The 19873-nt window shown below is 65.6% G+C and carries 18 protein-coding genes; 6 read left to right on the forward strand and 12 right to left on the reverse strand.

Features of this window, described 5'->3' with window-relative positions:
- The 6 genes from ML540_RS03100 to ML540_RS03125 all read right to left on the reverse strand — a co-directional run bounded on the left by ML540_RS03100 (position 1) and on the right by ML540_RS03125 (position 6580).
- Positions 1 to 1017 (reverse strand): PEP-CTERM sorting domain-containing protein, encoded by a 1017-nt coding sequence (locus tag ML540_RS03100; protein ID WP_243358463.1) that lies wholly within the window; start codon positions 1015 to 1017, stop codon positions 1 to 3.
- A 144-nt stretch (positions 1018 to 1161) separates the two neighbouring features.
- Positions 1162 to 2235 carry an acyltransferase family protein gene (locus tag ML540_RS03105; protein ID WP_243358465.1) on the reverse strand — a complete coding sequence of 358 codons (1074 nt, stop codon included), beginning with the start codon at positions 2233 to 2235 and terminating at the stop codon, positions 1162 to 1164.
- Positions 2236 to 2337: 102 nt separating this feature from the next.
- On the reverse strand, positions 2338 to 3801 hold the full coding sequence (locus ML540_RS03110) for a PP2C family protein-serine/threonine phosphatase (RefSeq protein WP_243358466.1): 1464 nt from the start codon (positions 3799 to 3801) through the stop codon (positions 2338 to 2340).
- Positions 3802 to 4023: 222 nt separating this feature from the next.
- Entirely contained in the window at positions 4024 to 5490 is a 1467-nt protein-coding gene (locus ML540_RS03115; RefSeq protein WP_243358469.1) for an ammonia-forming cytochrome c nitrite reductase subunit c552, read from the reverse strand.
- A gap of 34 nt (positions 5491 to 5524) precedes the next feature.
- The gene (gene nrfH, locus ML540_RS03120; RefSeq protein ID WP_243358470.1) at positions 5525 to 5986 is read right to left on the reverse strand and encodes a cytochrome c nitrite reductase small subunit; all 462 of its coding nucleotides are present in this window, start codon (positions 5984 to 5986) and stop codon (positions 5525 to 5527) included.
- A 261-nt stretch (positions 5987 to 6247) separates the two neighbouring features.
- Positions 6248 to 6580 carry a hypothetical protein gene (locus ML540_RS03125; protein WP_243358472.1) on the reverse strand — a complete coding sequence of 111 codons (333 nt, stop codon included), beginning with the start codon at positions 6578 to 6580 and terminating at the stop codon, positions 6248 to 6250.
- A gap of 305 nt (positions 6581 to 6885) precedes the next feature.
- Here ML540_RS03125 and ML540_RS03130 point away from each other — a divergent pair, with 305 nt between their 5' ends.
- Positions 6886 to 7209: a hypothetical protein gene (locus ML540_RS03130; RefSeq protein ID WP_243358474.1), complete on the forward strand. Its 324-nt coding sequence runs from the start codon at positions 6886 to 6888 to the stop codon at positions 7207 to 7209.
- 115 nt (positions 7210 to 7324) lie between these two features.
- Here ML540_RS03130 and ML540_RS03135 read toward each other — a convergent pair whose 3' ends face one another.
- The 4 genes from ML540_RS03135 to ML540_RS03150 all read right to left on the reverse strand — a co-directional run bounded on the left by ML540_RS03135 (position 7325) and on the right by ML540_RS03150 (position 11066).
- Positions 7325 to 7843 carry a hypothetical protein gene (locus tag ML540_RS03135; RefSeq protein ID WP_243358475.1) on the reverse strand — a complete coding sequence of 173 codons (519 nt, stop codon included), beginning with the start codon at positions 7841 to 7843 and terminating at the stop codon, positions 7325 to 7327.
- A 13-nt stretch (positions 7844 to 7856) separates the two neighbouring features.
- A complete protein-coding gene (locus ML540_RS03140; protein ID WP_243358476.1) occupies positions 7857 to 8351 on the reverse strand; it encodes a hypothetical protein in 495 nt (164 codons plus the stop codon).
- 86 nt (positions 8352 to 8437) lie between these two features.
- Positions 8438 to 10342, reverse strand: coding sequence for a selenocysteine-specific translation elongation factor (gene selB / locus ML540_RS03145; protein ID WP_243358477.1), 1905 nt, complete (start codon positions 10340 to 10342; stop codon positions 8438 to 8440).
- A 97-nt stretch (positions 10343 to 10439) separates the two neighbouring features.
- Complete coding sequence (locus ML540_RS03150) at positions 10440 to 11066, reverse strand: class I SAM-dependent methyltransferase (protein WP_243358478.1); 627 nt, start codon at positions 11064 to 11066, stop codon at positions 10440 to 10442.
- A gap of 201 nt (positions 11067 to 11267) precedes the next feature.
- Between ML540_RS03150 and ML540_RS03155 the strand changes: the two genes are divergently transcribed.
- The 4 genes from ML540_RS03155 (at position 11268) to ML540_RS03170 (ending at position 16291) form a co-directional block, all read left to right on the forward strand.
- A complete protein-coding gene (locus tag ML540_RS03155; RefSeq protein WP_243358479.1) occupies positions 11268 to 12308 on the forward strand; it encodes a class I SAM-dependent methyltransferase in 1041 nt (346 codons plus the stop codon).
- Positions 12309 to 12313: 5 nt separating this feature from the next.
- Complete coding sequence (locus ML540_RS03160) at positions 12314 to 13891, forward strand: exostosin domain-containing protein (RefSeq protein ID WP_243358481.1); 1578 nt, start codon at positions 12314 to 12316, stop codon at positions 13889 to 13891.
- 66 nt (positions 13892 to 13957) lie between these two features.
- Positions 13958 to 15289: a protoporphyrinogen/coproporphyrinogen oxidase gene (locus ML540_RS03165; RefSeq protein ID WP_243358482.1), complete on the forward strand. Its 1332-nt coding sequence runs from the start codon at positions 13958 to 13960 to the stop codon at positions 15287 to 15289.
- 486 nt (positions 15290 to 15775) lie between these two features.
- Positions 15776 to 16291 carry a GNAT family N-acetyltransferase gene (locus tag ML540_RS03170; RefSeq protein ID WP_243358483.1) on the forward strand — a complete coding sequence of 172 codons (516 nt, stop codon included), beginning with the start codon at positions 15776 to 15778 and terminating at the stop codon, positions 16289 to 16291.
- 112 nt (positions 16292 to 16403) lie between these two features.
- On the opposite strand, the gene ML540_RS03175 is transcribed toward ML540_RS03170, so the two are convergent.
- Both ML540_RS03175 and selA read right to left on the reverse strand, forming a co-directional pair.
- The gene (locus tag ML540_RS03175; RefSeq protein WP_243358484.1) at positions 16404 to 17807 is read right to left on the reverse strand and encodes an aminopeptidase; all 1404 of its coding nucleotides are present in this window, start codon (positions 17805 to 17807) and stop codon (positions 16404 to 16406) included.
- A 9-nt stretch (positions 17808 to 17816) separates the two neighbouring features.
- Complete coding sequence (selA, locus tag ML540_RS03180; RefSeq protein ID WP_243358485.1) at positions 17817 to 19229, reverse strand: L-seryl-tRNA(Sec) selenium transferase; 1413 nt, start codon at positions 19227 to 19229, stop codon at positions 17817 to 17819.
- A gap of 203 nt (positions 19230 to 19432) precedes the next feature.
- Between selA and ML540_RS03185 the strand changes: the two genes are divergently transcribed.
- Complete coding sequence (locus ML540_RS03185) at positions 19433 to 19717, forward strand: hypothetical protein (RefSeq protein ID WP_243358486.1); 285 nt, start codon at positions 19433 to 19435, stop codon at positions 19715 to 19717.
- Positions 19718 to 19873 lie beyond the last annotated feature (156 nt).

Consider the following 19873-nt stretch of genomic DNA (forward strand, 5'->3'; position numbering starts at 1 on the left):
CTAGGTTCTCGTCCGCGAGCGCCTGCGGGCCAGGGCGGCCAGCGCGCCGATCCCGGCCAGGGCCAGGGTGGCCGGTTCCGGGGTGGCCACCTGGTCGAAGTTGATGTTGTCGATTCCCGCCGTGCCGTTGGCTCCGAACAGCAGGTGCAGTTCGCGGGCGCGCACCCCGGGCCTGTACGTGCTGAACCCGGTGGCGCTCTCCCCGAAGACGATGGTGTTGGACGTGCCGTCGGTTATGGACCGCAGGGTCAGCGGCGGCGGGGTCTCCGCGAACAGGAGGGTGTTGGAGGTCCCGTCGGCGATGGTGCGCAGGGCGCCGCCCGTCGGCGGGAGGTTGTCCCACAGCAGGTTGCCGTCGCCGTCCCTGATCTGCAGAAGCCCTAAGGCCCGGTTGCTCTCGGTCCCGGCCAAATCGAAGGAGTTGAGCAGCACCGTAAAGCCCGGGTCCGCCGACAGGATCACCTCCCCGTTGCCCAGGAACCCGTCCGGATAGGCGATGTTGGTCAATCCGCCGAAACCGCCGCTCCAGAAGCGCATGAAGCCGCTCTGGGCGAGGCCGGGGATGGTGCGCACCGAGCCGTCCCCGAAGGCCACTGTGCCGTCCCCCAGCACTCCGGTCGATCCGTCCGAGACGAAACGCACCGAGCCGTCCGCCAGGATGACGGTGGTCCCGTCGCCCACGCGCACCGAACCGTCGGCGAAGCGTACCGAGCCGTCCCCGAAGCGCACCGAACCGTCCCCGAAGATGATGGTGTTGGACGTGCCGTCCACGATGGGCGCGGCCGCCGTCACGGCGCGGGTGCGGTATTCGGTCAGGACGTTGGGCGTGAAGCCGTTCCCCGGGGCGTAGAGGCCAGTGGCGTCGCTTGGGGAGGCAACCCGGTCGCCGTAGCTGTTGGGGATGATGCTTGCGTTGGTCGAGCCGAAGATGTCGAAGGTCAGGACCGTGGCCCGGACCAGGTCCGGAGACAAGACAATCGCGGCCAGGACTGCGAAGACTGCTGCATGGCGTTTCATGGGCGGCCTCCTTGGAATGCAGTGTCGCAGCAACAACCATTCCACAAGGCCGCTCAATCATTGCGGATGCTTGTCCGCAAGAGTGTCCCGAAAAGTGTCAAATCCTCCGACGGAGTGTCGTGAATTTCAAAATGGGCGGAGTTGCTATCGCCCCCCTTTCATCCGTGCCGACACCCAGGCGGCGGTCTTGTCCAGCCAGTCCCCCTCCTTGACGCTCAGTATCCAGCCCAGGACGCACAGGGTGAAGAACTTGCACCAGGGCGTGAACGACCCCACGGCCACGTCCAGGTAGGAGAGCACCGGCTGGTGCGCCAGGTAGATGGCGTAGGACGCGCCTGAAAGCCACAGCACGCCCTTGCGCTGGCCCCACGTGACGGACATGGGCAGCGAGAAGAGCACCACGAACACGGCCAGGGTCCAGGCGATGGTGGAGAACCAGGGCTGGTGCGCCCCGAAGAGGTACAGTGCGAAGCTCAGTCCGCAGGTGCCGAAGATGAGCCAGGCCAGGGGCCTGTCCACGATCCATTCCCGGTCCGGGGAGGCTTTCCACAGCTCGGCCATCCACATGCCGATGAGGAACTCCGGCAGCCGGGCGGGCAGGTTGAAGGTGGACAAAAAGGCCAGCGTGCCGCCGATGCCCTCCGGCGCGGCGCGTCCCCACATCTTGATGGCCTCGGTGAGCGGCCACACGATGGCGACCGTGACGATGGTGAATTTCGCCGCGCCGTGCTTGCGGTACTGGGTCAGTATCCAGGGCCAGGCCAGGGTGAATTGCAAGAGGAGCCCAAGCCACCAGTAGGCGGCCGTGTTGGACATGAAGGACTGCGTGCGCAGCGGGTCCAGGAAGAAGATGTGCGAGAGCGCCGGGGGCAGCCAGTCACCGGGACTGGTTATGCGGTAGACCACGGCGTTGCCCACGATCACCAGGAGCACGGCGGCGTAATAGTGCGGGCAGAGCCGGGAAAGGCGCTTGGGCACGAAGTCGGCCAGCCTGGGGATGGGGGCGGGGTTGTCGCCCACGTAGGGCATGGCCAGGAGGAAGCTGGTCATGACGTTGAAGACCACCACGCCCAGGGCCAGATCCACGAAGGCGTCGCCGAGGAGCGTTCCGGCGTATGCGTCCCGCAGGGGGCCGATGCCCTGGAAGAGGTGGTGCAGGAAGATGCCGACCATGGCCAGGGCGCGGATGAAATGCAGCTGGGGGATGTCTCGCTTCACGGGTACGCCTCCTGGGATTTCCAACAAAACCCTAGCCTTAAAGCGGGGTCCCCGCAAGCCGGGAGGCGTGGTAAGGGAGGGGGACGCGTGGCGAGAGGCGCGTCATTCCTCCTCGAAGCGGATCACCACCAGGGTCAGGTCGTCGTCCTGGGCGGCGCCGTCCAGGAAGGTGCGCCAGTCGTTCGTGACCGCATCCATGATCTCCAGGGCGCCCTTGTCCGCGTTCTCGCGCACCACCCGGCGCAGGCGCTCCTTGCCGTACATGCTCCCGTCCGGGCCGAAGCTCTCCCAGAGGCCGTCGGTCCCCAGCACCAGGACGCACCCTTCGGGCCAGCGGCCCAGGTGCTGGGCCAGGTATGCGCTCTCCTGGTCCACTGCCAGGGGCAGGCCCCGGCCCCGCAGTTCCGAGAATTCGTCCGTGCGCGGATCGTAGAGGATGGCCGGGTCGTGCCCGGCCCGCACCCATTCCACCTGCCGGGCGGCCGGGTCCAGAACCAGCAGGAACAGGGTGATGAAGTGTCCGCTTCCGGCCACGTCGCGCGCCAAGTGGCGGTTCAGGGTGGTGACGATGCGCGAGGTGTCCGACAGGCACAGCGCTCCCTGGCGCAAAAAGCCCCGGGCCGAGGCCATGAGCAGGGCCGAATCCACACCGTGTCCGGAGACGTCCGCCACCACCACTGCCAGGGTGTCCCCGGCCAGTTCCAGGAAGTCGTAGTAGTCGCCGCCGGTCTGCTCCGGATAGATGGCCGAGGCCGCGATATCCAGCCCCATGCGCCGGGGAATCTGGCCCGGCAGCAGGCTCTTCTGCACGGCCTGGGCCTGGGCCAGGGCCTGCATGAGCCGGGTGCGGTGGCGGAGTCCCTCGATCATGGAATTGGTGCGCGCCGCGATGACCCCGAACTCGTCGGCCGTGGCCACCGGGATGTACTGGCCGAACTCGCCCAGGCTCACGGCCTCGAGCACCCGGGTCTGCTCGGCCATGAGCCTGCGCAGGTTCTCGGAGTAGCGCAGGATCAGCGCGCCGACTCCAGCGATGAGCACCGTGGTCACGTACACCACGTCCAAGGTCACGGAGCGCTTGGCCTCGGCCAGGGCCGTCGGGCTGTATGCGTTGCCGGCCAGCCAGTCCACGCCGTTTATGAGGATGACGGACAACAGCGCCGCCACCAGCAGGGCGAGCCCCATGGCCACCACGGCGAATTTGCGCGCCAGGGGGCGGATGGTCTCGGGCGGAGAGTGCCAGGTCCTGGTGCAGGCCCGGTCGATGATGCGGCGCTGGCGGGTGATGGCGCAGTCCAGGGCCAGGAAGAAGGCCACGGCCGCCATGCCTGTCCAGAGCTTGATCCCGCTGAAAAGGGGAAAGCCGAGCACCAGCGAGTTGAATGACGCCGCCAGGGAACCCGCAACCAGGCCGAGCGCGAAATCGAGCAGGAACTGCGCCCTTGGCTGGGTGAAGATGTCGCGGTTCTCCACCAGGGCCCGCTCGAGCCGGGGCCGCATGGCCAGGGCCGCCGCCGCCGCCCCGAATATGATCGCCCCCAGCGTCACGGGGGGCAGGGCATTCATGAAGGGTCAGACCTTGCCGCCGTATATGGCCAGCAACACCGACGCCAGCAGGTAGCCCGCCCAGACGCGAAGGGTGGGTTTGTCGCTCATGGGACAAGGCATATCCCAGAGCGAAAGGGGAGGGAATAGGAAAGTCCCGGGAATTCGCCCGGAGCGGAGGTCCAACGGAAAACGGGCCGCCGGAGGTGTTCCGGCGGCCCGTTGGTTGGCGGTCAGTTTGGACTAGAACTGTTCCTGGATGCCCATGGGGTCCTTGAATTCGACGGCGGGCTGGTTGGGCAGCTTCTTCTCGCCGCGTCCCTCCAGGTACTTGGCCAGTTCCAGGTTCACCTTCATGGGCACGTCGACCCCGGCCTTGGTCAGGGCCTGGCGCAGGAAGCCCTCGGCCTTGGTGGCGAAGGCGATTGAATCGCCCAGCACTCGCATGGCTTCGGTGGGGTTGTGGAAGCCGATGGAGTTCTCCGCGCCGATGTAGAGCGAGCGGTAGAAGGCCTGTTCGTAGAATTCCTTGGCCTTGTCGTAGAGGGACTGGTCGATCTGCTTGCCCGCGGCCTGGGCCATGTGGGCGGATTCGAACAGCTTGGCCACCACGGCGGTGGCGTAGCCGGCGCGCAGCTGCAGGGACAGGGTGCGGTCCTGGATGGCCGTGACCTGCTGCTTGAGCCAGTCGGCGGTTTCGGTGTGGCACTGCATGCAGGCGCGCATGTCGTTCTTCAGGGGGCTCATGACCCGGTGGTCGGACACCTTGTGCACGCCGACCTTGGTGTAGGGCATGTGGCAGTCGGCGCAGGCGGCCCCGGCCTTCCAGTGCACGGAATTGTTGGAGAAGAGCTCGAACTCGGGGTGGCGGATGAATCCCATCTTGAACCCGGTGACGTTCTGCTTCCATTCCTTGACGGAGGGGTCACTCTGAATCTTCTTGATGATGTCTTCGATGGTGATGGCGCCCCACTTGCTGTTCTGCCAGGGGAAGTACACGCCAACGGACTGCATCTCGGCGTTCTTGGGGATGTTGTAGGTCACGTGGCATTGGGCGCACACCGCGGAACGCATCTCCTGGCGGGAAAGCTTGTGCCAGTCGACGCCCATGGATTCCAGCGCGGGCTGCAGGGTGTAGTCCCTGGAGATCTTGAGCGACATGTCCTTGTTGTCGTGGCAGTCGATGCAGGCCACGCCGAGGTTCCTGTTCTTCTCGGGAATCCTGTTCAGGATGTCCTTGTAGGGCAGCTTGTAGTAGTCCTCGCCCAGTTCCTTTCGCAGGCCGGGGGAATAGGGGGTTTTGCAGGAGAGGCACACGCCGCCGGCCTTGAGCCTGGAGGCGTCGATCTCGAGCTGGTCGCGCACCATGTTGGCGTGGCCCTTGGGCTCGTTGTACTCCACGCCGAAGCCCCAGCCGTTGAACAAGAGGGCCATATAGGGATATTCGGCCAGCTTGTCGTAGGTGACGTGGTCGGCGTCGTATCCGCGCTTGTACTTGCTCTTGCCGGCGGGCTCGGGCTTCTCGGTCTGCTTCCAGAGGTCGTACTCGTCAGGGTACGCCTTGCCCCAGAGTGTGGGATCGATCTCTCCGTCGGGGATGGTGACGGTCTTCACCGGTTCGGGCTTCGGCGGGGAGCAGGCATACGGCGCAACCAGAAACAACGCCGCCAGTCCGGCCAGAATGATATACCCTACCTTCTTGCTCCGCATGGCTGTCCTCCGTTTGATGTGCGATGCACGCGCCTTAGCGCGTTAAGATTGAGCCCGTCTTCTTGTGGGTGATGCCCCGGTGGCAGTCCCAGCAGAGCCTCGTGGTGTCCATGCGCGAGACGGCGGTCTCGTGGCAGCGCACACAGTTGGCCTGCACGGCGGCCTTGCCGTGGTCGGTGAGGCGGATGTCCTCGGGGACGTGCCCGGAATAGAAGAAGATGACATCCTTCATGCCGTCGATGGACTTCCACAGGTAATGCACGGGAAGATTCTGGTTGGGCAGGTGGCAGTCCACGCAGGCCTTCCGGCGGTGGGCTCCCTGGTGGAACCATGCCTCGTATTCGGATTCCATGACGTGGCACGAGGAACAGAAAAGCGGCGATTCGGATTTTGCCAGCAGCTGAGGCGGGCCGAAGGCGAGAAACAATCCGACGCCGGCGAAGAGGAGGGCCAGGACGGCCGCGAGCCTCAGTGCGCGACGACTCGAAGTACCCATTTTCCTCCTCCTGGTTGCGGTCCCGGATCGCTTGCCGGGCCGGTTTTCTCTGGTAGCGCGCGACCCCGTTTGCATGGGGGTCGGCAGCAGGAAGCGCGAGGTCCCGGGCTTGCGCCGAAGCGGGAGCAAATCAAGAGTACATGATAATACCGGGACTTGGAAGACCGTAGACGCAAAAAGCGCTCAAAAATGTGACCTAGATCACAAAAGCTCGAAAATATGACGGCGCTCCGCCATGGCCGCCGTCCGGGACGCACCGGCTCACCGATAGTCCGGGTTCTGCTGGGCCTGCCGTGCGTCCTGGACGCGTTTTTCCATCTGGGCCTGCTGCAGCTGCGCGTTGAGGGCCAGGTACGCCTCGTACGCCTTGTTCTTGGCCTGCTGGTAGACGGACGCGCGTTCCGGGGAGTCGTCCTTCAGGGCTTCGCGCTCGGCCAGTTCGATCCGGTAGTAGGCGTTGCGCTGCTCGTCGAGCTTGTTCTTGAGCTCCTGCAGGGTGTTGGAGGTCACTCTCTGCTGGGCCAGGGCGGGTCCGACGGTCCCCGGCAGAACGGCGATAGCGGTCACGGCGGCGATCAATACGAAACGAATCATGGCGCATACCTCCGTCCATGCCCCTCCTGCCGATGGGGGGGCGATTCGTCGTTGAAATGTAGCACTCGGCCCGGGTCGTAGCAATACGGGCCGTAAAAAAGCGGGCTGCCCGCAACGGCTCCGCCCGGGGGGACTGCCGCTGTGATCCGGGCGTCCTGTATCCATGGGGGCTTGTCGTTCGCTCTTCCCGATGGAAGGCAACTGCCCCGAGCGGCACCACGCCGGAGGCGGCGAAAAAAAACGGATTGTCCCGAACGGGGATCTTTTGCTATGTGCGGGGAAAGACGAGAGAATGCGAGGTCAGCATGAAGAGAATAGCGAGTTTCGCGGCCCTCCTGGCCCTTGTTGCATGCCTTTGCGCCTCCGGCGCGGCCCTGGCCGCAGACAAGCAGGATTACGCCTCCATGACCACGCCCCAGCTCCAGGAGGCGATGCGGGTCGAGAAACAGGCCTACAAGTCGGTCCGCAAGCAGGTCCGGCGGCTGGTGAACGGGAAGATGGACAAGAAGAGCCCCGAGTACAAGGCCCGCCTCGACTCCCTGACGAAAGAGGCTGAAGACCGCAAGGTGGCCCTGGATTCCATGAAGGAAGCCCTGATCGACCGGAAGAAGGCCGGAGCAGGGAACTAGCCGGCCGGAACCGGCCGATTCCTGGCGGGTGGGCCGCGCGGGCTTCCTGCCCGGTCTATCCGGCCGGTTCAGACCGGCTGGGCGACGGCACGCCGCGAGGCTTCGCGCGGGGCGATCAAGCCGGGCGCATGAGCACGCGTTCCCGCATGTCTTCGGGGCCGATGGTCTCGTAGAGGCGGGTCATGGCCCGGAAGCAGTGGCCGATGTCCCGGTAGAGGCTCAGCTGGTCCAGGCAGGCTTTCTTGATCTCGGCCATGAGCATCGGGCCCGGGCGGATGGCCCGCACGGCCCGCACGGTGGCGTCCGGGAAGTCGCAGAGCACGAGGTGGGCGATCCCCATGGCGGGATTGGACTCGAAAAAGGTCCGGCGCTTGTCTTCGGGTTCGGCGTAGATGTTGAAGGCCACCTCGAGGCCGCCGAATCCCTCGATGTCGATGACAAGCACGGGCACGGCGTCTTCCACGTAGACGCCGCAGCTGAGCGCCCCGGCGGCGAATCCCCGCGCTTCGGCGTCCGAGATATCCTCATAGAAGAAGAAAACCTCGAATCCTCCGCCCGCCAGAACGGGAGCGGGCCCTTCCCCGGCGGGCCGAATCCCCAGGGACTGGCCCACCTTCAGGTCCAGGGCGCTCATGCGCGTTGCCCAGCTATTTGCCGCGCTTGGACAGGTCCTGGCGCAGCTTGGCCAGGTTGTCCTCGATGGGGTCGCCCTTCACCTTGAGCAGGGCCATGCCGTACATCAGGTCGTAGGGGATGATGCTGTTGGCCTTGTCCTGGTAGAGGCTGTTCATGGCTTCCTTCACCAGGGCGGTCTGGTAGGGGAACTGGGCCAGGAAGCATTCCTTGAAGCGCTTGTCGGCTTCCTGGGGATTCTGGGGCTTGGTTTCCCCGGACATCACGACGTTCATGCACAGGATCCTGAAAGCGGTGGCGATGCCTTCCAGGAATACTTCGTGCTCATGGTCGGTCATGGCGTTCCAGCGCTGGCCGAAGTTGGTGACCGAGGGGCCGGGCTTGGCGGCTGCGGAGGGAGAGGCTGCGAGCGGCGCGGGGGCCTTGTCGGCGGATTTCTTCTGGGCCAGGGCCGGAACGGCGAACGCGAGGATCAGGGCCAGGGCGATGAGCAAGGCTTTGCGGGCCATGTGCGACTCCTTGTGTGTGGTTGCGCCCCGAGGGGCCAAAGGGGTGTAGCCCCATGGGTGAAAAAAGCAAGTCCCGGCCCGGGGGGTCAGCGTCCTCGGGGGAGGCGCTTGTCGCCCACGCGCATGGTGACTTTTTCCTTGTCCAGGTATTCGAGCAGGGGGATGGCGAATTTGCGCGAGAGCCCGGTAAGTTCCCGGAATTCCTGGGGTCCGAGCTCGGCGTTGTCCGCGAAATACGCCACCACCTTGGCCTTCAGGCCCTCCAGGGCCGAGGAGGCGAAATACATCTCCTCCTTGATGCGCGATACCAGACCCTCGTCCTGCAGGAGTTTGTACACGGGCTGAGCCTGCTTGAAGGTGAGCGCAAGCTCCTCCAGCACGTCCTTCAGGTTGGGTGGGGTCAGCCCGCCGGACTCGTAGACCCCGAGGATGCGCGCGCGAAGGTCCTCTTGGTCCGAGGCCAGGCTGACCGTGTGGCCGGGCAGGCGCAGGAATTCCTGCTCCTGGGCCAGCCTGCCGGATTTCAAAAGCCGCTCCACCAGAAAATGCATGAGCTTGGGCGCGAGCTCGCGCCCCCAGGTGGAGGCCAGCTCGCCCCGGGCAACGCCCTGCTTCAAGGTCTCGCGCTTGTGGAAGGCGGCCATGTGCTCGAGAAGACCGGCGCCTAGGCCCTCCAGCACCTCGCCGGATATCCACTGGCGCGTGTCCTTGTCCCAGAGGCTGGCCTGTCCCTTGCCGGAAAATCCCTGCAGAATCTTCTCCAGCTCCCGGCTTTCCAACCCTGTCAGGGCCATGAGCGCCGCGAAGCTCGCGCCCTCGCGCCCCTTGAGCTTCAGGTGCAGGCGCACCGTCTCTTCCGGGGACGCCTGGGGCAGGGCCGCCAGGTCCGCAAGTTCCGGGCCGTTTCGCTTGAGGCGCGCGGCCATGGGCGAGAGGATGGTGCCGCCCGCCACGGTGCGCAGCGGCGAGAAGGCCCGCATGACGCAACGGTCTCCTGAGACTCCTGCCAGGGGCGATTCGAACCGCGCCTGGCACAGGGCGGTCTGGCCGGGCTCGAGCTTGTCGCGGTCCGGGAAGTAGAGCCTGGCCATGACCTCGCGGGTGCCGTGGTGGAAGTGCACCTCGCCCCGGTGCCTGAGCGCGCGCGGCGACGAGGACAGGCAGGTGACCTCCAGGTTCCAGGCCAGGCTCGGAAAAAGCGTGCCGGGGTGGGCCAGCACCTCTCCGCGCTCCACGTCGTCCACCTCCAGGCCCATGACGTTGACGGCGGTGCGCTGTCCGGCCTGGGCCACATCGGAGGACGAGCCGTGCACCTGAAGCCCGCGCACCTTGGTGGGCCTGCCGGACGGGTAGAGCACGGCCTCGTCGCCGGCCTTGAGTTGCCCGGCGATGAGCGTCCCGGTGACCACCGTGCCGTGGCCCTTCATGGTGAAAACGCGGTCGATGGGGAGCCTGGCCAGGTCGGAGCGGCGTTTGGGAGTGAACTCGGAAGCCAAGCGGGAAAGTTCGGCCTTGAGGGCGTCCAGGCCCAGCCCGGTGTGGGCCGAAACGGGGACGAGCGGGGCTTCGGCCAGAAAGCTCGGGGCGAGGAAGGCCTTCACGTCCTCGGTGACCAGGGCCAGCCATTCCTCGTCCACGGCGTCGGCCTTGGTCAGGGCGACCACGCCGTGGCGGATGCCCAGCAGGGTGCAGATTTCCAGGTGTTCGCGGGTCTGGGGCATGACGCCCTCGTCGGCGGCGATCACCAGCACCACGAAGTCGATGCCCGCTGCTCCGGCCACCATGTTCTTCACGAAGCGTTCGTGCCCGGGCACGTCCACCACGCCCACGCGGTGGCCGCCGGGCAGTTCCATGAAGGCGAATCCCAGCTCTATGGTGATGCCGCGCTTCTTCTCCTCGGCCAGTCGGTCGCAATCGACGCCCGTGAGGGCTTTGACGAGGGTGGTCTTGCCGTGGTCGATGTGACCGGCCGTGCCCATGATGACCGGCATGCGTCTCTCCCGTGATGCTGATGGCGGGCGCGAAAATGCGCCCGGAGAGAGTATCGCCGGACTCGGCCGGTCTGTAAAGGACCGGGCGAAAGAGCGTCTACGCGGCGGCGCTTTGGCTGCAGGCGCGGCGTTTGACCATGAAATAGAGCGAATGACGGGCCACCGCGCGCTTGTATTCGATATCCGGCGCGTGCCGGGCGGCCAGGTCGTCTATGGCTTTGGTGACCAGGGGCAGGTCGCCGCCGTAGTCGTGGAAGGCCACCACGCCGCCGGGGCTCAGCTTCCGCCAGACCATCCTGAAGTCGCTTTGCACGTAGTCCGCCTGGTGGTTGCCGTCGATGAAGGCGAAGGCCACCGCCCCGGTGGGCAGCACCACCTTTTTCGAATCCCCCCGGAGGGTGTGCACGTTGGAGAGGCCGTGCACGTTGCACAGGTAGAGCAGCCACTGCGAGGGCGCGCCGGTGGCGGCCAGCCATTCGTTGTAGAGGGCCTTCATGTTGAGCCCGCCGCTGGTCTCGGTGACGTCGAAATCCGGATCGAACACGTCGATGACGAAGAGCCGCTTCTCCCGGCATTCGCGGGAAAGGTAGTGCGAGAGCTGGCGCGTGCCGGTGCCGAAGAGGGCGCCGATCTCCACGAAGTCGCCGGGCACCTGGTAGATCTTGCGCCAATGGCAGAAGTTGATGAGGCTTTGGTACTTGTCCTGCGCGTCGGGGATGAGCATGGCGGAGCCTCCTGGGCGTCGGTTTCACGGGTTCACTGGGCTATGCACAGGGCGTGCCGCGTAAGCGCCGTTGGCTGGCGGTTGGAACGCAATATGCAATTGCCCGCACGGCATCCGCCTGCCGCCTGCCCAGGCGAGCGGCAGGGACAGGCGGGGCCGCCGCGCGCGAGCGGGACTCGCGACAGCGCCAAGGAGGCTCCCATGGACATCGTGGTGTGGGGAACGGGCAAGGACGCCGTGGAGATGCTCGGCCATCTCGAGCTTGAGGACATCAACCTGCTGGCCTTCGTGGACGAGAACGCCCAGGCCGGGGCCACGTTCCTCAACCGGCAGGTGATCCGGCCCGAAATGTTAGGCGGACAAAATTTTGACGCCCTCTTCATCACCTCCGCCCGCTGGGAGGAGCCCCGGCGCCGGGCCCTGGAAGACTGCGGCGTGCCCGAGGACAAGATCCACGCCTACCACCACAAGCGTTTCGGCCTGCTCAGGCGCTTCGGCAAGAAGGGCGTCCTGCCCGGCCACCTCACGGACGACGACATCGCCGCGCTCGATTCCAAGGCCTGGTACCATCAGGTGGACCTGTTTCCCGGCGTGACCACCCCTGGGCCGGCCAGCCTGCAGGGTTTCCTGCTCGACCAGGTGGGGCCGCGCGGCTTCGAGGGCAAGCGGGTGCTGGACATCGGCGCCTGGACCGGCCCCTACAGCTTCGAGGTGGAGCGCCGGGGCGGCGTCGTCACCTCCTACGACATCCAGGACCCCGAAACCAGCGGGTACAACCTGCTGAGGGCCCTCAAGGGGTCGAACGCCGAGTACGTGCGCGACTCCGTCTACAACCTGTCCACCCATTTCAGGAACCACTTCGACGTCATTTTGTTCTTCGGGGTGTTCTACCACCTGAAGAACCCGGTGTGGGCCTTCGAGAACATCCACGCCGCCTTGAAGGACGGCGGCATCATGCTCTACGAGGGCGCGGTGCTGGAGTACGCCTACACCCTGGACCCGGTCTGGGCCGCCCGCAAGGACCGCATGCAGCCCTACCTGGAGGTCCCCATGGCCTACTACACCACGGGCGACTGCCTGGGCCATTTCAGCAACTGGTACGTGCCGAACGTGCTGTGCCTGCGCGAATGGATCACCTCGTCCGGGTTCGAGACCAAGGACATGTACCTGCTGCCCGGCGGATCGCGGGCCTACGGTTCGGCCAGAAAGCTCGCGGACGTGCCGCTCGAGCATTCGAGCTAGCGGGTATGGACGTGAAAACGCTCAAACTCCTCATATACCGTCCGGGCGTCGATTTCTCCGTCCCGCCGGAAACAGCTCGGACTCCCATCTGCATCCCGGCCGAGCCCTCGGGCGAGTGGCTGGAGCAGCACGGCGCGTGCCTCGTCCAGGACCCGGACGAGGCGGACTGGATCGTCTTCCCCCTGGAACTGTGCCATTTCATCTCCCGCTTCGGGTACGCGCGCATACGCGACTTTCTGGACACGCTCCCGCATTTTCTGGCCCACGAGAACAAGCACGTCTTTTACGAGTCGGGAGACCTGGACAACCCGCTGGGGATCGGCTCGGTCATCTTCAAGACCAGCGCCAACCGGGTGCGCAAGGACGTAAACTGCGTGCCCTTCCCCTATGCGGCCCACGATTTCGTCCGGGCCCACGCCCCCATGACGGACTTCGCCGCCATCCGGTACGACGTCAGCTTCGTGGGATCGGTGCAGCACGTGGTGCGCATCCCGCTCATGTTCTCCCTGGTGCACGAGCCCGGCCTCGAGGCTTTCGTGGAAACCCCGGAGGAGCGCGACGTCACCAAGTCCTCCTGGTACTACCTGCCCGAGGGCGATCGGAAACGGGGCATGGAGGACCGCTACGTCGAGTCCCTCAAGAACAGCCTGACCGTCCTCGCTCCCCGGGGTATCGGCCACATCTGCTTCCGTTTTTATGAAACCATGTACATGGCCCGCATCCCCGTGCTGGTGGACGACGAGGGCTGCCTGCCCTTCGAGGACGAGATCGACTACGACGCCTTCTGCCTGCGCATCCCGGAGGACCGGGCCAAGGAGGCGGGGGGCATCCTGAGGGATTGGCTCGCCTCGAAGACCCCGGCCCAGCTCAAGCTCATGTGCCTGACGGCGCGCCAGGTCTGGGAAAAATATTTCCGCAACGAAGCGCTCGCCTCCCAGATGTTTCGCGTCTTGCGCACGCTTCCCGGGCAGCGCCCCGGGGTCTGGACCGAACGGCCCCACGAACTCACGTCCGAGGCCGCTCCCAAAAGGGTGCGCAGGCCCGGTGCGCTTGAGCCCCTGGTCATCGACTCCCCGGGGCTCGGCCGCAGCGACCAGTTCTGGGCCACGCGGGGCGTGGAGCTGAGCGAGGTTCCCGGGCGCGCGGGGTGGATCGAGGCCAACGGGGTCCCCGGACCGCTTCGCGTCGCGGACGTGGAAGCGCTCTTCGAGGCTGGGGGCGACCTTCCCCAGGACGGCGTGGCCGTGGTGCTCGGGCCGCTTTCGGGCCTCGCCACGGCGCTTGTGGCCAGCGGGGCCATGGGCAGCCTGCGCCTGGACGCCACGGTGTACGCCCTGGCCGGGCAGGTGGACGATTCCCTCGCTTCGAACCTGGCCTCGGCCGGCATCGAACACATGGTCCGCGTCCTGCCGGTGCCTCCGGATCAGGGGGCCGGACTCTTCCGGGACCAGAGCGTGGACCTGCTCCTCGTGGAGAGGCACGGCCTGCCCGCCGGGACCGTCCCGGTCCTGCTCGACGCCTGGAACCGGACCCTGAAGCCCGGTTCCAGGGTGATCGTCAATTCCGGGAGCGGGAAACAATGATCCGCGACGTGGCCCGCTCTTTCTTCAGGACACAAGGCAATCGTGGAAAAACGACTGGAGGTGCCTGTGGCTCACGCTGAACTGGCGATCCTTGGCGGCGGCGTCTGCGGCCTGTACATCGGTTCGGAACTCAGGAAGCTCGGCCACGGCTTCTCCCTGTTCGAGGCCCAGTCCGTGCCCGGCGGCCTGTCGCGCACCCTAAGGACCGGGCATTTCTCCTGGGACCTGGGCGTGCACGCCCTCTACGGCAAGGACCCGGCTTTCGCCGGATACCTGCGCTCCCTGCCCATCGAGTACCAGTCCTGCGACCGGGAGGTGAAGGTCTGCCACGTCTCGGACGGGGCCGTCCACCAGCTCGACTACCCCTTCGAGAACGGCCTGCACCAGCTCCCCGACGACGACTGGGAGGACTGCGTGGTGGGGTACATGGAGTCCCTGGCCGCCGGCCGCAAGGACTTCGCCCACCTCGAAGACTGGATCCGCGGCGGCCTGGGTTCGGGCATCGCCCGCTGCTTCATGCTCCCCTACAACCGCAAGATCTGGAACAGCCCGCTGGACCGCATTTCCCTCAAGCTGGTGTCCAACAAGATCGAGCCGGAGCCCTTCGAGAAGGTGCTGCGCGGGGCCATGGGCCAGAATTTCGTGGGCCGGGCCTACCAGGCCAAGTTCCTCTACCCCAAGGGTGGCATCCAGGAACTCGTGGACCACTATTACGGGGCCGTCCGGGATCAGGCCCGCCTCGACGCGCCGGTCTCGCGCATCTACCCGGCCGACGGAGGACACACGGTGGAGTTCGCCGATGGAAGCTCCGGGACCTTCCGCAACCTGATTTCCACCATCCCCCTGACCACCTTGATCGACGCGCTGCCCTACCGGGAACTCGCGCCGGTGCGCCGGGAGCTCAGGCACAATAACACCCTGTTCGTCATGGTGGGCTTGAAGGACGGGCGGAGCTTCGGCAATTTCGATTCCTGCCACTGGGTCTTCTTCGCGGGCGACGAGGTTTTCTACCGCCTCACCATGATGCACAACTACTCCGACGGCTTCCCTGCCTCGGTGGTGGCCGAGTACACCGTGAAGGACGGCGAGTCCCCAAGGCCGGGCGCCGTGGCCGAGCGTGTGGTGGACGACCTTTTGCGCCGCGGGATTCTGCGCCGCATGGACGACATCGAAACCGTCGACATGCGCTGCCAGGACCACACCTATCCGATCCCCACGGTGGGGCTCACGCGCTCCAAGGAGTTCGCCACGCGGTTCTTGGCCGAGCGGGGCATCCATCTGGTGGGGCGCAGCGGCGCCTGGAACTACCAGAACATCGACGGCGTGGTGGCCTCGGCCGACGCGTTTTTGAAAGCGTTCACGCCGCGCCTGAGCAGGGAACTGCTCCCGGCGGCTTAGCGGGTACGGTCGAGGGATGCGGCCTTGACGGCGTTTCGGCTCTTGTACCGTTTCATTCGACAGCCGGAACCCTGTAGGAAGTTCGTACTCTTTCGTTGCTGGCCGAAGTTGCACAGATGTGATTGACGGCGTTTGGCCCGTTGCGTATCAACCTCTCACTCAACCGCCTTTTCAACAGAGGTTTTTTTGAGAACCAATACACTGGATCTTGTGGCGCGGGTTGTCGGCGAGAGCCGCGGCCGGTAAGCGCTCCCAAGACGTGGGCCTCCTTGCCTGGGGAGGCGTCTTCCCCTGCGGAGCGATCTCTTCCGCCCATCCTGGTCCTGCCCGGCATCCTCGGGGAGGACTCCCTTTACTCTCGTTCGGCAACCACCCCATGGCGTTTTTCATGGCAATCACAGGCCGCATGCGCCGCATGGGGCGGGCCTGGCGCCCGTCTGACCCCATGCCTGCCGTGTGACACCATCGCGCACAAGGAGTGCCTCGATGCAGATCAGAGACGAACGTCCCGATGACGTTTTATGCATTTCGCAGATACAGTACGCCGCCTTCAAGGGGCATCCGGTTCATGCGCCCGGCGCTGAGCCCTTCGAGCATCGTATTGTCGAACGCCTGCGCGCTTGCGGCGCCATGACCCTTTCCCTGCTGGCGGAAGTCGACGGGGAGGGCGTGGGGCATATCGCCCTCTCGCCCTGTGTCGTGGGCGAAGACCGTAGCGGCTGGTTCCTGCTTGGACCCGTCGGCGTCCTGCCACGCCTCCAAGGCCAGGGCATAGGTTCCGCCCTGGTCCGCGAGGCGCTTGGGCGGTTGCGCGACTTAGGGGCCTCCGGCATCGTTCTCGTGGGCGATCCCGGATTCTATGCCCGCTTTGGATTCGGGAACGTGCGGGGCCTCGCCTACCGGGGAGTGCCGGACCAGTATGTTCTTGCGGCGTGTTTGCGCGACAAGGCTCCCAAAGGTGAAATCGTGGCCCACGAGGCCTTTGACGTGCCGGGCGTGTAGCGTCCGCGCATCCTGACGGTAGCCGGCGACACAGACGCCGAGCTGGCTGAAAAACGAAACGGCCCGGCGCGCAAAGCGCGCCGGGCCGTTGTGGTTGTCGGGGAAGCCGTGCTCAGCTTTGCAGGAAGGCCTGGTAGGCCTTGAACGAGGCGTACAGGTCCGCCTTGGAGCACAGCTCGAAGGGGCTGTGCATGGAGAGCACCGGCGGTCCGAAGTCGATGATGTCCATGCAGTGCTCGGCCAGGAACTTGGCCACGGTACCGCCGCCGCCCAGGTCCACCTTGCCCAGTTCCGCCATCTGCCAGGGCACCCCGGCCGTATCCATGACGCCCCTGATCCAGGCCACGTACTCGGGGTGGGCGTCGCTGGCCCCCACCTTGCCGCGGTGGCCGGTGAACTTGTTGAAGGTGGGGCCGTGGCCCAGAAGGCACGCGTTCATCTTCTCGTGCACGTCCTGGTAGTCCGGGTCCAGGGCCGCGTTGACGTCGGCGGATACGGCCTTGGAGGCGTGCAGCACGCGCGAAAGCCTGGCGCCCGGCTCCCAGTCGTCCACCAGGTCCTCCAGGCAGTGCTCGAAATAGCGGGAGCGCGCGCCCGTGGAACCCTCGGAGCCGATCTCCTCCTTGTCCCAGAAGAGCACGATCTGGGCGTGCTCGGGCTTCGGCGCGGCCAGGATGGCTTCCAGCCCCGCGAACACGCACAGCCGGTCGTCATGGCCGTAGCCGCCGATGAGCGAGCCGTCCAGGCCCACGAAGCGGGCCGGACCGGCGGGCACGGCCTGCAGTTCGGCGGAGTACAGGTCGGATTCGCTCACCCCGTAGCGGTCGTTGAGAAGCTTCAGCACCTTGGACTTCACCTTGGAGGCCTTGGAGTTGGTCTCCTTGCCGTCCTTGCCCTTGGCCTCTTCCGCTTGGGGAGCGTGGCCCATGATGATGTTGAGCTTCTCGGCCTCGAAGGCGTCGGAAACCTTCTGTTCCATCTGCTTGTAGGCCAGGTGGGGCAAGAGGTCCGGGATGGCGAAGACCGGGTCCTCGGAGTTCTCGCCGATGACCACGTCCACCACGCTGCCGTCGGTCTTGGCCACCACGCCGTGCAGGGCCAGGGGCCGGGCCAGCCACTGGTGCTTGCGGATGCCGCCGTAGTAGTGGGTCTTGGCCTGGGAGACGTTGCAGTCCTCGTAGATGGGGTGCTGCTTGAGGTCCAGCCTGGGGGTGTCGGCGTGCGCGCCCAGGAGCCTGAAGCCCTCGGACAGCGGTTTGACGCCCTTGCGGGCGATGAACACGGTCTTGCCCTTGAATATCTTGAAGCTGGCGTCGCCTTCGAACTTGCCGTTCACGTTCTCGGTGAATCCGGCCTCGAGCAGGCGCCCCCGCACGTAGACCATGGTTTCGCGCTCGGTCTTGCAGGCAGTGAGGAACTCCACGTAGCGCTTGGCCAGCTTGTCCATGGCCGCCAGGTCCTTCTTGGAGGAATAGACGTCCCAGCAGCTTTTCGATTCGTGTTCCAGAGGATTCATCGTGTCTCCTTAAGCGTGGTTCTTCAGGGCGGCCTGGGACAGCGCCCGGGCGGCCAGGGGAAATTCATCCTTGGCGAGGGTGCGCGGGTCCAGGCAGAAGGCGTCGTCCTCCACGCGTCCCACCAGGGGCGGGTCGGTGTCCAGGAGCCGCGCGCGCAGTTCGTCCACGGTCAGGGACGAATCCTTTGGATATAAACACACCAGCGAGGTTGGTAAATCCCTTTCCGGAAACGCGCCGCCGCCCACGCGCGACGAGCCGGGCCGCACGCGCACGTCGTACATGCCTCCCACGGCCTTGCGCACCGCCGAGGCCAGGGAGCGGGCCTTGCGGGAAAGCTCCTCGGGAGCGGCGCAGATCATGGCCAGGGTGGGGATCTCGCGCCGGGCCGCTTCCGGGTCCAGGTAGAGGCGCAGCACGGCCTCAAGGGCGGCCAGGGTCATCTTGTCCAGGCGAAGGGCCCGGGCCAGCTGGTTTTTGCGGATGGCGTCCACGTACTCGCGTTTGCCCACGATGATCCCGGCCTGTGGCCCACCCAGCACCTTGTCGCCCGAGAAGGTGACCACGTCGGCCCCGGCGGCCACCACCTCGCGCACCGTGGGCTCGCCAGGCAGCCCGGCCTGGGCGAAGTCGAAGAGCGTGCCGCTGCCCAGGTCCTCGATCACCGGCAGGCCGCGCTCGCGGCCCAGGGCCACCAGTTCGTCCAGGGGCACTTCCTTGGTGAAGCCGATCATGCGGAAATTGGAGGTGTGCACGCGCATGAGCGCGGCGGTGTCGGGGCCGATGGCCGCTTCGTAGTCGCGCAGGTGGGTGCGGTTGGTGGCCCCGACCTCTTTCAGGATCGCGCCGCTCTTGGCCATGACCTCGGGCACGCGGAAGGACCCGCCTATTTCCACCAGCTGCCCGCGCGACACCACCACCTCGCGGCCCTTGCACAGGGTCTCGAGCGTCAGGAGCACGGCGGCGGCGTTGTTGTTGACGGCCATGGCCGCCTCGGCCCCGGTGAGGGCGCACAGGACGGCCTCGATGTGGCTGTGGCGGCTGCCGCGCTGGCCGGTTGCCAGGTCGAACTCCAGGTTGGAGTAGTGGCGGCAGGCGTCCACCACGGCCGCAACGGCCGACTCGGGAAGCACGGATCGGCCCAGGTTGGTGTGCACCACCACTCCGGTGGCGTTCAGCACCCTACGCAGGCGCGGCCGGGCGTAGGCGCGGGCGAAGCAGGCTATGCGGGGGGACAGGGCGTCGAAGGCCAGCTCCGCCTCGCCGGTGACGAGGCCGGATTTTATCTCCTCGCGCAGGCCGTCCAGGAAGGCTTGGGCGGCCTCGCGGACCAGGGGCCTGGGCGCGGCGGCCAGGGCCTTGTCGCCCTCCAGGACGGCGAGCACCCGGTCCATGGACGGCAGGAGTCGGAACAGGTTGTTCACGCTAGGGTATCCTTCAGGAAAGATACCGGAAACTAGCGTACATCATGGGTGATGGCAATCGGGAGGCTGGCGTAGCCTGATTCGCACCATTCCCGAAGGCAGGTACTTGTTGAGGGGAGCCCCGAAAAACGCTACGCGAATATTGACCATACGATTTGTTCCGCATATCGTGATTTATATATGGCTATAATGAGGAGTCTGCCTTGAACGGCGTCACGATGAACGAAAGGATGCTGGCGATCCTAGTGGCTGCAGGCGTGGTGGTTTATGTTCTGTGGATCAACATAGCCATCATGTTTCGGAGTAAGGCGAAGGGGCGGATGCCGTCTCCCCAGGGGGACGATGACGGCGTGGAAGCAGGAACGTCGTTGCGCGGGTGGCGGAGGGCGGCGTATGAGCTTGCGGTGTTTCTTGTCGCTACATCCTTGTCATTCCTCATGATTTTGCTGTATAGAAAGCTGGTCCACTCTGGGTGGTTCCTGGGATGACAACCGTTTGATCGGGGGAAATATGCTCGTGAGGGTGACGGAAGAAAATTGGAAGAAGATACTCCTGTACGACGCGCTGATAACGTCTCAGCTTACCACGCTGGTTATTATCTTTGCGATGGGTTTTGATTCTTTTTGTCGATGAGGTTCGGAGGT

Source organism: Fundidesulfovibrio terrae (assembly GCF_022808915.1).
Lineage (GTDB): Bacteria > Desulfobacterota > Desulfovibrionia > Desulfovibrionales > Desulfovibrionaceae > Fundidesulfovibrio > Fundidesulfovibrio terrae.